Annotated in this window: 11 protein-coding genes; 3 read left to right on the top strand and 8 right to left on the bottom strand. The window is 40.8% G+C overall.

What is annotated here, in order from left to right; all coding sequences use genetic code 11:
- Nucleotides 1-6: 6 nt before the first annotated feature.
- From H8S37_RS13630 to H8S37_RS13610, 5 genes are all read right to left on the bottom strand, one after another.
- Nucleotides 7-870: a phosphogluconate dehydrogenase C-terminal domain-containing protein gene (locus tag H8S37_RS13630; protein WP_186876614.1), complete on the bottom strand. Its 864-nt coding sequence runs from the start codon at nucleotides 868-870 to the stop codon at nucleotides 7-9.
- A 42-nt stretch (nucleotides 871-912) separates the two neighbouring features.
- Nucleotides 913-1854, bottom strand: coding sequence for a transketolase family protein (locus tag H8S37_RS13625; RefSeq protein WP_186876613.1), 942 nt, complete (start codon nucleotides 1852-1854; stop codon nucleotides 913-915).
- Nucleotides 1854-2675 (bottom strand): transketolase, encoded by an 822-nt coding sequence (locus tag H8S37_RS13620; protein WP_186876612.1) that lies wholly within the window; start codon nucleotides 2673-2675, stop codon nucleotides 1854-1856. Before H8S37_RS13620 ends, H8S37_RS13625 begins: the two co-directional genes overlap by 1 nt.
- Before the next feature lie 188 nt (nucleotides 2676-2863).
- The gene (locus H8S37_RS13615; protein ID WP_186876611.1) at nucleotides 2864-5449 is read right to left on the bottom strand and encodes an MFS domain-containing histidine kinase; all 2586 of its coding nucleotides are present in this window, start codon (nucleotides 5447-5449) and stop codon (nucleotides 2864-2866) included.
- 23 nt (nucleotides 5450-5472) lie between these two features.
- Nucleotides 5473-6168, bottom strand: coding sequence for a response regulator transcription factor (locus tag H8S37_RS13610; RefSeq protein ID WP_186876610.1), 696 nt, complete (start codon nucleotides 6166-6168; stop codon nucleotides 5473-5475).
- Nucleotides 6169-6682: 514 nt separating this feature from the next.
- Between H8S37_RS13610 and H8S37_RS13605 the strand changes: the two genes are divergently transcribed.
- The 3 genes from H8S37_RS13605 (at nucleotide 6683) to H8S37_RS13595 (ending at nucleotide 9413) form a co-directional block, all read left to right on the top strand.
- Nucleotides 6683-6841 carry a hypothetical protein gene (locus H8S37_RS13605; RefSeq protein WP_186876609.1) on the top strand — a complete coding sequence of 53 codons (159 nt, stop codon included), beginning with the start codon at nucleotides 6683-6685 and terminating at the stop codon, nucleotides 6839-6841.
- Nucleotides 6842-6950: 109 nt separating this feature from the next.
- Complete coding sequence (locus tag H8S37_RS13600) at nucleotides 6951-8090, top strand: LysM peptidoglycan-binding domain-containing protein (protein ID WP_243207198.1); 1140 nt, start codon at nucleotides 6951-6953, stop codon at nucleotides 8088-8090.
- Between the two features lie 417 nt (nucleotides 8091-8507).
- Nucleotides 8508-9413 carry a fumarylacetoacetate hydrolase family protein gene (locus tag H8S37_RS13595; RefSeq protein WP_186876608.1) on the top strand — a complete coding sequence of 302 codons (906 nt, stop codon included), beginning with the start codon at nucleotides 8508-8510 and terminating at the stop codon, nucleotides 9411-9413.
- Between the two features lie 281 nt (nucleotides 9414-9694).
- On the opposite strand, the gene H8S37_RS13590 is transcribed toward H8S37_RS13595, so the two are convergent.
- The 3 genes from H8S37_RS13590 to H8S37_RS13580 are packed head-to-tail and all read right to left on the bottom strand — an operon-like array spanning nucleotide 9695 to nucleotide 13599.
- Nucleotides 9695-11182: a tagaturonate reductase gene (locus H8S37_RS13590; RefSeq protein WP_186876607.1), complete on the bottom strand. Its 1488-nt coding sequence runs from the start codon at nucleotides 11180-11182 to the stop codon at nucleotides 9695-9697.
- A gap of 39 nt (nucleotides 11183-11221) precedes the next feature.
- Nucleotides 11222-12280 (bottom strand): zinc-binding alcohol dehydrogenase family protein, encoded by a 1059-nt coding sequence (locus tag H8S37_RS13585; protein WP_186876606.1) that lies wholly within the window; start codon nucleotides 12278-12280, stop codon nucleotides 11222-11224.
- A 35-nt stretch (nucleotides 12281-12315) separates the two neighbouring features.
- Nucleotides 12316-13599: a nickel pincer cofactor-dependent isomerase, group 22 gene (locus H8S37_RS13580; RefSeq protein WP_186876605.1), complete on the bottom strand. Its 1284-nt coding sequence runs from the start codon at nucleotides 13597-13599 to the stop codon at nucleotides 12316-12318.
- Nucleotides 13600-13918 lie beyond the last annotated feature (319 nt).

Here is a 13918-nt window from a genome sequence, read left to right as displayed (position 1 = left end):
TACAAATTAAATCTGTGGCTTATCCGGATGAAGCATTGTTGCAATCACTTTATTTAACACCTCATCATCCCATATTTTCTTCCAGTCCTCTCGCATCACAAGGCGATTTCCTAAATTGATCGCCACCTTACATGCATCCGATACCGGAGGTTTTCCTGGAATATATCCCAAGAAATTTGCAGACAAGTTGTAAATATGCCCTGTCAAGAAAGATACCGCCGCCTCTCTTTCAATTCCTCGTCTCTCTGCCTCATCCACCGTCTCCGCCATCGCATACAGGCAAGTAGCCCCCAGCAATTCCACAAGAGTTGGTTCCAGAAATGCAATTTGTTCAGAGGACATTACATATGCATGCTCTACTGGCGCGTACATCTGCTTTGCCACTTCCACGCATTGTGTAAATCGAGCATCTTCTCCCTGGATTTTAGACATAACAATATCTTGTTTTCCGCCGCATCCGCCGAATCTGTCCTGACGAGCCTCGTAAGTATCCTGATCCAGGAAATACGATGGATGGCATGGATGTGCTACGGCGAATGTACAGTCATCCCTAAGCGTCAGTTCTTTCGCCACTGCCGCTGCCGGATCCAGAATAATAAATCCTGTGCCTGGTTTTAACTGCGGCACATATACAGCCGAAAGTTTTCCTATCAAAGTGTCCGGCACCGCAAATACAACTACGTCTGATTTTGCCAGCGCTTCTTCTACCGGTGCCGGTTCAAATCCTCTGTCTTTAATGCTTTTGATTCCGGCTTCCGATGCTTCCACCAATAAAAGTTCAAAGTCTTCCGGCTTCTTTGCCAGATTATTACTTGTCCTTGTCCCCATTTTGCCGCCTGCGCCTATGACGCTTACTACAATTTTACTCATATTATTTTCTCTCCTTTTTACAATTATCTGATTTTTCCAGATCTATTTTCTATTTACAGCCTCTCTCGCTCTATCTGCAATTTTTTCCGGACTCAGTCCATAGTAATCTGCGAGTTCTTTCGCGGGTCCTGATTCGCCAAATGTAGTTAGACCAATCCTATTTACATATTTAGGCGCATATTCCGTAACAAGACCATTAATATAGGAACCCAGCCCGCCGTTGATATTGTGATCCTCTACTGTTACAATCGTCTTTGCTTTTTGAACCGCCTCTATAATTTTTGCATTATTCTTTCCATATAAAATATTAATGTCTGCTGCTGTCGCACAGATACCTGCTGTTTTTAATATATCTGCCGCTTTTAAAACACGCTCCAGAACAAAACCACTGGAAAGCAGAAGGACATCATTTCCATAGTCTCTCCAAATTGTGATTCCCTCTTTAGAAAATGGTGTGTCCTTCTCATATACATCTGCCTCTCTTCCGCTTCCTGCCCTGACATAAACCGGCCCTTCCGTCTCATAAGCAGCTTTTACCGCATGGTATGCCTGGTTTCCGTCCGCCGGAGTGAAAATCGTATAATTGGGAATGGTTGACAAGATCCCTACATCCTCATAAAACTGATGTGTAACACCTTCCCGTTCTCCTCCTAATAATCCTGCATTGATTCCGACAAATTTTACATTTAAGTTCGGGTATGCTACAAATGTACGCATCTGTTCACACGCCCTCATTGTCAAAAATCCCGCATATGTCGCTACAAAAGGAACCATGCCTGCCGCTGCCAATCCTGCCGCGGTATCTACTGCCGCTTGTTCAGCAATTCCTACTTCTACATAATTCTCTGGATATACTTCTGCAAATTTCGTTGCACGCATCGCTTTCAAAGAATCCGGTGAAACAAACATGACTTTCTTATCTTTCTTTGCAAGATCCATTATTGCCTGCGCAAACGCTTCTCTTGTTCCTTTAAACTCTGCCATTATTTTGCACCCCCTAATACCTTTTCCGCTATTTCCATCTGTTCTTTTGTCGGAACCCCTTTATGCCATGTATTATCATTTTCCATATAGGGTACGCCCTTTCCTTTAACACAGTCACATACAATCACACTTGGACGTCCTTTTTCTTCCTTCGCCGCAGATATAGCACCTTTGATTGCATCTATATCATGTCCGTCAATTTCTTGTGCATACCATCCAAAGCTTTCAAATCGTTCCTTGATATTGTTGGAACCGATTGTGTCTTCTATACTGCCGCCGCTCTGCCAGCCATTGCGATCGGCAAAAACAATCAGGTTGTCTAAATGGTGTGCTGCCGCCGCATTGATCCCCTCCCAGCAGATCCCTTCCTGCAGTTCTCCATCTCCGGTAATAACAAATACATTGTAGTTTTTTCCTTCATGCTTTCCTGCAATCGCCATACCAACTCCGATCGCGATTCCATTTCCCAGAGAACCAGAGGTCATGTCTACACCTTTTGTTTTATTCATAACCGGGTGCCCCTGGAATTTACTTCCCAACGCACGCAAATGGAAGTCTTCGATTTGTTCTCCAAAATACCCTCTCTCTGAAAGCGCCGCATAATAAATAGGACACGCATGTCCTTTTGAAAGAATAAACCGATCTCTATCCTCCCAATCCGGTTCTTCCGGTCGGATATTCATCTCATCAAAATACAATACCGTAACAATATCCGCAATAGATAAGGCTGGTCCCGGGTGTCCGTCGCCTCCTTTGTAGACCATCTCTACCGCAGCCAGTCTTAGTTTTTCTGCCACTTTTTTTAATTCTTCTGTATTCACAATACCCCTCCTTTGGATTTTGTATTTATCACACGTTTTTTATATCTATTGTTGATTTTACGATACCATATTTATTTTTTGAGATGGATAGACGATCAAGTCAATCTTATGGATTATCCAACAAAACAGAATCCCGCCGGTACTTATCTCCAAGCACCGGCGGGATTCTGTTTCACTTACCATTTTTTCTACTTCTCTTTCACTCTTGGGAATTCTAGCTCTACCTTGAACAAATCTCCATCCAGGTATAGCTTCATCTCTCCTCCTTGCATCTTCATCAGGCTTTGGGCAATCGACAGTCCCAATCCACTGCCTTCTGTACTTCGCGATATATCTCCCCGTATGAACCGTTCCGTCAGTTCATCCGCCGATATATTCAACTGCTGTTCAGAAATATTTTTCAACGAAAAACGCACTGTTTCATCTTCTACCTTCAAGTCTGCATACACTCTTGTCCCCGGCATTGCATATTTCGCTGCATTTCCATATATATTCTCTAATACTCTCCACAGTCTTCTGCCGTCAACATATATGATTGCCGCCTGCTTAGGCAGGCTGGTAATAACCGATAAATCCCGGGCAGAAAATTTCTCCTCAAACTCACCTTCTGTCTGCTGAATCATCTCCACGAGATTTACATTCATCAATTCCAGCTTAATATTCCCGCTGCTGACCTTTGATGCCTCCACAACGTCCTCTGTCAGTGTCTTTAATCGCTGCGCCTTTGCTTCAAGTATTGCAAGGTATCCCTGGATTTTTTCATCCTGCAGATTTTCTCTCTTTAAAAGATCCACATAATTGATAATAGAAGTAAGCGGGGTTTTAATATCATGGGAAACATTTGTAATTAAATCCGTCTTTAGTCGTTCACTCTTCATGTTTTCTTCTACTGCGCGATTTAATCCATTTCCAATATTATTCACCTTTTCTGCAATTTCCAGATTTGTCCCTTTTAATCCCTTCAATTCTATCTGATAATTCAAATCCCCGGAAGCAATCTGTTCAATCCCTTTTTTTATTCTATTTTTAGCAATCGCATTGCTTATCACGGCATAAACAACTCCTATGTCCGCAAGAATTGCCGGTATCACACATATTATATGCCATCCTGTTACCAGACACATCCAATGAATAACAAAGAGCCCGATTAACGCGACAATTCCTTGAAATACAACAGTCCGGTTTCTCCAGGTCACCCCGGCAAAACTTCCGACTGCACAGAGCAGGCTGTTTTTCCAAAGGGTTCCCGCCTTTATTCTCTTGACTAGGCTTAAGTATCCTGCAAAAAAACAAACACCCGTAAAAAGACCGTAAATACACAGAACAATCATATCCATTACGCTTATATACGTTGTAGAAAGCCCGCCAAAATATACATACTGCATTGCATCATAAAGGTATGTTGCATTATATCCCGTAGTAACACCTGTCCAATTCATGCTTAAAAATGCAGTAAATCCAAGCCAGATTCCAATAATAAGAGCTGCCGCAATCTCTGTTTTCCATCTGTCAAATCCATTCAGATGAATCTCCTCATCTTCCGCCCTTCTCCCAGTAACCAAAGTCAGCCAGATAATCAAAATGAAACACAAAAATGTGGATGCTATTCCCGCAAGTGCGCTGTTTCGCAGATAAGGAAGATTTGTATCGTAGGTTTCTTTTGACGTATAAAATATATCCTGAACAGGAAAATCTGTATCTACACAAGCTGCAAAGACAATATTTTCACTCGCCCCGCCTATATAATTGTTTACCATATCCTTGTAGGTACCCGCAGCAATATCCATATTTGTTTTAAAATCTGCAAGTTTTGGAAATACAATGATATATTTGTCATTTTTATCTGCAATCATCTGATTGATATTTTCTTCTGCTTTGTCAAAATCCTGGTATTCTGCTTTATTTGTATATATCTGTTTTGAATCCAGGTCTGTATAAATATAAGTAAAATTTGTATTCCCCTCTCCATAAGTCTCTGCGCCGTCCTGATATAGGAGTGCAGCATTGTGCAGACTATAGATTGCCATATCCAAATATTGATAAATATCAAACAATTTCCCGTTCAACTCTGGAACGCTATTCACTACCTCAAGAAGATTTTCTGCTCCTTCCGGCGCATATTCCTCTTTTAAAGAAGCGCCGAAATTCCAACAGTCTGTGTATACTGTTTCCCCTTCTTTATTTTCCACCTTCACGCCATAGTTATTGTAACCAGAAGATGTATAATATCCATTTTTCAGTGCGTCCAGGAAATCATTCCTATTTTTTTCATCTATCTCTATTGAAAGAGTTCCTTCCTCAAGCATGTTAAAAAATGCTTCCTGATAGTAATAATGGTAGGTTCCATCCAGGTTTTCACATACGATAACTCCTGTATTTGTATATAAATCTTCGCCCGAATCAAAGATTTCTCCCCAATGGTCTAGATCGCCAAGCCGATACACAAGTCCGGAGGTATTTTCTCCTGAAACAGTGCCTTTTTCCCCGTACTCTATAATATCTACCAGCTTATTTTCATCATATTTTCCGTCTGTTTCCAGAGTTTTCCTCCAATGCTGCTGTTCAAGCACCGTATACATTGCATTTTCTACCGCTGCATGAAAATCAGCAGACTCTTCGTAAGGCAGCTTCGTGGACTCCCAAAAATTGTGTTGAAATATATTCCCTGAAAATGCACTTATTACAAGTACATTCATCACCGTAGAAGCAGCCGACAAAATTGCCAGTACAACCAATATCGCTTTTGTAACTGGTTTTCTATACCATTTATTCATAATACTCCTTTCCAGGGGCTTACTTACAGCTTTTCTATCTTATAACCAACTCCCCAGACCACCTTCAGATATCTAGGTTCTTTTGGATTGATTTCAATTTTTTCTCTTATATGCCGTATATGCACAGCAACTGTATTATCTGCTCCAATCGCATCCTCATTCCAGATAGATTCGTAAATCTGATTAATAGAAAAAACTCTGCCCTGATTTTTCATTAATAACAGTAAAATATTGTATTCTATCGGAGTCAGCTTCACCGCTTCTCCGTCTACAGTGACTTCCTTTAGATCGTCATTGATCTTTAAACCGCCTGCTTCATAAACTTTATCGTCATCCTTTTTACTGTTTCCTCCGAGCTGATTATAACGGCGAAGCTGAGACTTCACTCTTGCCATCAGTTCTAAAGGATTAAACGGCTTCGTCACATAATCATCCGCCCCGATATTCAGCCCCAGTATTTTATCTGCATCTTCCGATTTAGCAGATAGAATGATAATCGGAATACTGTTGTTCTCCCTTATCTTCAAAGTCGCCCTGATTCCGTCAAGTCTTGGCATCATCACATCCAGAATAAGAAGGTTTACCTCTTCTTTCTCCAATATAGCAAGTGCTTCTATTCCATCATACGCTTTCAAGATGTGATACCCTTCCTGGGTTAAATATATCTCAATCGCTTCTACGATTTCTTTATCATCATCACATACTAAAATATTATACATTTTCATCACCTCCCTTACAGTATACATGATATGAAATATTTTTTAAGGTCTGCCGTTCAAAAATATTATAAATTTCTTAATATTCTTATTAATAAGATTTTCAATGTTCCTACATACTTTCTTAAATACTTAATCAAAACTCCATCTCATTTTTCTTGTTATAATAGAAACTTTTAAAAGGAAATAGCCTTTTTACATAAATTCTTTTTCATACCTTATCGTGCCAAGCCCGCCATCCCGAAGGGATTGTACTGCGGTATACTCTTTAGGGTATACTTTTTTAGTACCGGAGGAAATTCTCCGGCCCCCTCCTTTTATTTGAAATTATCTATGTATTTTATTGGGATAAGTCTTCCGGCCCTCTTAGTAGGAATTATAGGATGCCTGAAAGATATACCCTGAAGGGCACATTGTAAAACAATTCCTCCGGGATGTCGGGCTTCGCCTGATAAGGTATAATTTTTCATTTACATATACATACTATTTTCTAAAAGAACTATAAGGAGGCAGTAGTTTGAAAGATTTAAAAAACAATTATCCAAAGTTTAACCCTTATTCTTCAAAAAATGAATGGGAAGAATCCTATGAAGATGAAGACGCCTTAAATCCAACAGATGCGGAAGATATTATACCGGATGAAGTTCCAAGACATGACGGCCCTGGCGGTGAGTAGAGAAGAAACTTCTCTACTCCTTTTTACTTTCCATAACTCCTTTTCACATTTCAGCCGTCTTTTCCATATACTGATATAACAGGTTTTATTATTTATAAAGGAGTTTTTTATGAGCATAAAAGGACTTGACGTAAGTGAATTTCAAGGAATTATTGACTGGGAACAGGTAAAAGCTGCTGGCTATCAATTTGCCATGCTGCGTGCAGGATATGGCTTTAATACAGTCGACGCGCAATTTCATCGAAACGCATCTGAGTGTAATCGCATCGGCTTACCAATCGGCGCCTACTGGTTCTGTTATGCAGTCAGCCCAGAAACCGCCGCTTCAGAAGCGGACGGATTCTTAAATACAATTTCTTCTCATCGTCTCGATTATCCCATCTGCTACGATATTGAACAGGCTTCTGTTGACTATGCCGCAGGTCAAGGTGTAAGTATTACCCCTTCTCTCGCAACGGAAATTGTAAAAACTTTTTGTAACCGTATAGAAACAAATGGCTATTATGCTATGTATTACAGCAACAAAAATTTTCTGAGCACTTATCTTCCTGCGGATCTCTCGCAGAAATATGCCTTATGGTACGCCTATTACACCAGCCAATTTGACGGTACGGATTGCGGAATCTGGCAGTATACTAACCAGGGTAACATTCCGGGTATCAGCGGCAATGTAGATTTAGACGACGGCTTTATCGACTATGCGTCCGTAATAAAGGAGGCAGGACTCAATCATCTTGACGGCAATGCGCCTTCTCCAGATCCCTCCCCCTCTCCTTCACCATCTCCCGATTATGTCACGTATGTCATTCAATCCGGTGACACTTTAAGCGGCATTGCACAAAGATTTGGTACCACTTACCAGGCAATCGCCTCTTTAAACGGACTCTCTAATCCAAATTTAATCTACGCTGGACAAACAATTAAAATTCCCGAAAACAATACCTCCTCTCAGACCTACACCGTTCAATACGGTGACACCTTAAGCGGTATCGCACAACGTTTTGGAACAACTGTCAATGCAATCGCTTCCCTGAACGGAATTTCTGATCCAGATTTAATCTATACCGGACAAATCCTTCAAATACCAGGCAGCGCTTCTTCCTCTCCACAGACTTATACAGTCCAATACGGCGATACCTTAAGCGGCATTGCACAACGTTTTGGAACAACTGTCAGTGCAATCGCTTCTCTAAACGGAATTTCTGATCCGGATTTAATCTATGCCGGACAGACACTCCAAATACCATAAAGCCCTGCTTTGCGTTTTTTAGAATGTATCAGTTTAATTTTAGAATTCTATTATAAAATTTCTATTTCTTTTATTGTTTCAACATACTTTGGACACAATTTCACTATATACTAAGAGACAGATAGTTGATAAACAACTATCTCCCCCCCTCATAAAGTAAAGACATCTTGGGAGATTCCCCAAGGTGTCGCACTTTACTCTCATTCCTTTAGATAACTATAAAAACAACGAACCCCGTCAGCCGGAAGGTTGACGGGGTTTCGCTGTTTATGTATTTAAAAAATCTCATATATGTTATAATATATTATTAGCAGATATATCCTAAATACAATTGCAATCCCTTCGGGATGGCAGTCTTTGCCTGACAAAGTATATATATTCTGCTTTATCTTACTTATTACATAGGAGGAATTTTTAATGAGACTTTATACATATCAAGTAAACAACCAGACTCCCCAGATAGGTATTGGATTCAAAGAGCATCCTGGTCTGCTCTGGCCTTTGGAAGTTTTTCATCTATCCTATACCGATATGAATGACCTTATCCGCCATGTCCCATTAGAAAAATTGATTCTTAAAGCCGACTGCCATAAGGTAAACCCCAAAAATGCATTGCCGATTGATACACTTCATCTTATGGCGCCTATCCCTTATCCCAGGCAGGATATTCTCTGCCTCGGAATAAATTATGCCGAACACGCGGTTGAGTCCGCCCGTTTTCACAAGGACTCCTTTCTTGTAAATCAAGAAAAAGCTGTCTATTTCAGTAAACGCGTTCATAAGGCAAGCGGCCCTGATGAGACAATTCCGCTTCACGAAAATTTAACCAGCAGTCTGGACTATGAAGCAGAGCTTGCGGTCATCCTCGGAAAGGACTGCCAAAACATTAAACGAGAGGATATCACTCCGGATACTGCCAGACAGTATATATATGGCTATACAATCCTTAATGATGTCTCTGCCAGGGATTTACAGGTTGAACACAAGCAATGGTACTTCGGCAAGTCATTAGACGGATTTGCCCCTATGGGACCATGTATTGTAACAGCAGACGAGATTACTTTTCCTCCGGTGCTTCCTATCTCTTCTCGAATCAATGGTGAACTACGTCAGCAAAGTTGTACAAATTACTTAATTCACCCGATTGACGAAATTATCTCTGAGCTTTCCTCTGGAATTACTCTGACTGCTGGAACGATTATTGCGACAGGTACTCCCGCAGGTGCCGGTATGGGATATACCCCTCCCAAATTTTTAAAAAGCGGGGATGAAGTGATCTGTGAAATAGAGGGGATTGGAAAACTACGTAATCTGGTAGAATAAAAATTTATTCATTGATTCTTAAGAGCGATTTAAGATTTTTTCGTTTTCTTTTATATTTTACTCATACTTTTGACATAATTTTGCCTTATACTAAGACTCAGATAGTTGATAAACAACTATCTTCCCCCCCCCTCATAAAGTAAAGGCACCATATAAGGTGCCGCACTTTACTCTCATTCCTTTAGATAACTATAAAACCAACGAAAACCCGTTAGCCAGATGGTTAACGGGTTTTCGCTGATTATTCTGATTTCCGAAACGCAAATTTATTCCACTTTCTCTTACAGACAGGAAGCATATGCTTTCTCTGCCCCGTTTTCACGAATATTAAGCAGGTTTTCTGTAACCTTTTTCTCCAGACCTTCGATCTGACTCAAATCTTCGCCCCACATTTTTTCGTTTGTAAGTACTGCATGTACCAGCTCCTCTGCGCTGTCCTCTCTATGCTCATAGTAGAAATCCAATACCCATGCGTCATCCTGGACTTTGTAGGTATTCCCCTTCGGACGCCTGCAAATCAGTCCATCCTCTGTCCTTTCCTGTATATCGCTGCTATAAAATGCAATATATGCGGCGAGGCTCATTGTAAGGCATACTGGAAGCTCCTTCTTTTCTTTCACATATTCTTCAAATGACGGAAGATTTCTTGCCCGCCACTTGGAGGTAGAATTTAAAGAAATACTCATCAATTCATGGTCTACAAATGGATTGTTAAAACGATCCTCCACTGCCGAAGCGAAATCCATTAAATCCTCTTTGTCCAATGGAAGTGTTGGAATGATCTCATTATAAAGCATCTTATTCATAAAGCCTTTGATCGTCTCATTATGCATACAGTCTCTTACAATATTTTGTCCTGACAGATAAGCGCCCAGGACAAATCCTGTATGTGCCCCGTTTAAGATGCGCACCTTTCTCTTTTTATATGGAGTTACATCTGGTACAACCTGTACATTTAATCCGGCTTTTTTAAACGGAAGACGCTCCTCCAATTCTGCTGGGCCTTCGATGATCCATACTCCAAAGCACTCTCCGACGTCCATTAAATCATCTTTATATCCATTGTCTGCTTCCAGCTTCTCTACTTCCTCCGCATCCTTAATTCTTCCCGGCACAATCCGGTCTACCAATGTGGAGCAAAAGATATTTTCCGCTGTAATCCATTCCTTGAAATCTTCGCCTAGTTTCCAGTCATCTATATGCTGAAGCACACATTTCTCCAGCTCTTTTCCGTTATTGTCAATCAGCTCACAGCTTAAAATGACAACGCCTTTTCTGCCTGCCTTAAATCTTTCATACAGAATTTTCGTCAGCTTTGCCGGAAAACTGTTCGGAGGGCACTGTTCAAATTTACTCTCTGGATCGTAGACAATTCCTGCCTCTGTCGTGTTTGATACAATATATTCTAGCTCCTCGCTGCATGCAGCCTTAACAACAGCGTCAAAATCTTTATATGGATTGATACACCTGCTTACAAAAGAAATCACTCTTTTCTGATCTACCTTCTGCCCTTTCTCACTTCCACGCAGATATAAGGTATACAGTCCTTCCTGACCGTTAATTAATTCCGTCAGCCCCTGAGGGATCGGTTGAACAAGTACCCCTTTTCCTTCCCAGTCTGTCTTTTCGTTCGCACAGTCAAAGAAATAATCTACGAATGCCCGCAGGAAATTCCCCTCTCCAAACTGTAATACCTTCTCCGGCGCGCTTTTCTTAATATATCCCTGATACCCTGATTTTTCCAATACCTGATAATTTAATTTTTCCATTTCAAATATCCTCTCTATTTAAAATATAAATATATTTTCTTATTTTATATTTGTAAAATCAATCACTACTTTCAGCATATCTCCGCTACTCTTGTCAAAATCTGCAAATGCTTTTGCAGCCTCCTCAAACGGATATACATTTGTAATAACCTTTTCCAGATCTGCTTTTCCATCTTTCACCAAATCGATCAATTCGATAAAATCTTTCTTCAGAGCGTTTCTGCTGCCGAACACATTCAGCTCTTTCTTCTGGAGCAGTGTAAAATTAAAGTCCAGGTTTTTCTTTCCAACACCAATCAAAACAACTTTCCCGCCGAATGCCGCCGCATCGATCGTATTCTGGAAAGTAGACGGAAGTCCCACCGCTTCAATACACACATCAAACCCGTTTGGCTGAACCGTTCCGTTTACTTCATATGTACCTGTGATTTCAGAGACAGCCTCTGTAAAGTGTTCCGGCGAATCGTTCAAAATTGTTCCTGCAAACCCAAACTGCTTCTGTACATACTCCAGCTTCGGGGCCTGCACATCACTGATATATACCTCTCCGCCCAGCGCTTTTGCAGCTACCGCCGCCAATACACCTATAGTTCCAGAACCGACAACCAGCACTTTGTCTCCTTTATTAATTCCTGCGCGCTGTACACCATGATAGCTGATACAGAAAGGTTCAATAGCAGCAAGCACTTTCGGCGGAAGCCCTTTCCCATCATAAATTCTCTCTATCGGCATTGTAATATATTCACAGAATGCTCCGTCCCTCTGGCAGCCCATTGTCTCATTGTTCATGCATGCATTGACAATACCATGTTCACAGCTATAGCATTTTGTACAATTAAAATAGGGATTGCATGTAACGATCATTCCTGGTTTCAGCCCTTTGTCATTCTCATCTATTTCTATGATTTCAGCGCTGAACTCATGTCCCGGAATACGCGGATAATCAAAATACGCAAATGTGCCTCTATAAGAGCCCAAATCGCTTCCACAGATTCCTCCATATAACAGCTTCAAAAGAGCTTCTCCCTGTTTTCTAACCGGTTTTTCCACTTCACAGATTTCAACTTCTCCTGGTGCATTAATTCGAATTGCTTTCATTTTCATCTTCCTCCTATCCTTTTTAAGCACTTGTATTACCACAAATTTCCATTTTCATCAAATCCCCAGTCTTCTGGCTCTGACTCTATCTCCATATCTGGATTCTTTCTTACCTCGTCATAGTAAGCTTCTGACAGCATAATATGTTCGATATGCAAGCTGTTCGGAATCCGAACAATACGCGCGTTTGATTTATCAATCTCGTTACACGTTTTTACGCATACCTGAATCGCTTCTTTATCGCTTTCCATAATAATCGGAATCCGGACTCCTCCTAAAACAGTACAGGTAATTGCATTCGGGTACATAGACGCTAAATCCAGCTTGTCAAAGACTCTTTTTGTCGTCGCACTAGAATACCCAAGACCAATCCCATTTCCATGTGTTTCAGGACTTAAATCTAAAACACATACCTTCTGCGACTGTATACCTCCTGTTGCATAAGGCGTACAAAACGTCCCTGTAATATTGGGATCCATCCCGTCTCCACTGAAATTCTTACCTATCTGATCTACTACAAGTACATCACAGCTATCCACCAAAATACGAGGCATATTTGCCGCTGCCTCCTTTAACAGCTCCGGTTCCTTTTCTTCAATCTCATCCGCGTTTACGGCTGTGATTTTCCATGTTTCATCATATGCATTTTCAATTGTCGGAACCGCAAACAAGATTGGCGCATTTTCTATAATTGCCTTTCCAAACATAGGAACATTTTTTGCCATATTCTTAAATCCTGCCTCATGGCACACCTCTGCTCCATGCTGTTTTCCAAGCCCAATCGCCATCATTTTCATCATACCGCTTTCATACGGTCCGCGAAATGCAGTGTGGGGCTTGATACGGCATCCCAATATAATTCCGTCTGCTTCCGCGGCATGTTTATCGATAAATACTTCTCTGCCGTCCTCTGTCAATCCTATTTTCTTGACTTCCATAGAAGAAACAATCGGACATCCGGTATACGCTTCTGTAATGCCGTATCCTTCCAAAATTTCTCTCTGTCCTTCTGCCGTAGCTCCTCCATGACTTCCCATTGCAGGAACAATAAACGGCTTGGCGCCTTTCTTTTTCACAAAATCAGCAATACATTTTGTAGTAAGAGCTACATTGGCAATTCCTCTGCTTCCTGCAGTAATCGCAATCCTCATTCCTGGCTTTATCTGGGACGAAAATTTTTCATCGGAAAGAAGATGTTCAATGATATTCGGGATCTTTTCGACTTCAATGCTATTTCGCAGAAATTTCTGCTTCGCTCTGAACATTCTCGGCAGCTTCTGGTCACTGACCAGGTCCGCTACAAATTGTCGTTCTCTCATCTTTCTTCTCCTATTGTACTCTTTATTGTACTATGTGTTGTATACATTATAGTACCTTACAATAAATTTTGCAATTACTTTATAGAAAATATTTAATTTTTTGTAGTAGTTCAGCCATACAGTTGTGCGAAAAGCATAAAACATGCTTGCATGTTTTTGCGTGCGTACATCTGTATGAACTTAAGCGCCCGTCAATGAGTAAAACGGTGGCGGCAGCCACAATAAGCACGCAGTGCGGTTTTACGAATGGCACGGGCTGAACTGTTACGATTTTTTCTAATTAACATATATATTTTTTATCAATTTCACATAAATATAG

Source organism: Mediterraneibacter hominis, assembly GCF_014287475.1.
Classification (GTDB): domain Bacteria; phylum Bacillota; class Clostridia; order Lachnospirales; family Lachnospiraceae; genus Mediterraneibacter; species Mediterraneibacter hominis.
This window is presented reverse-complemented; position numbering and strand designations above follow the sequence as displayed.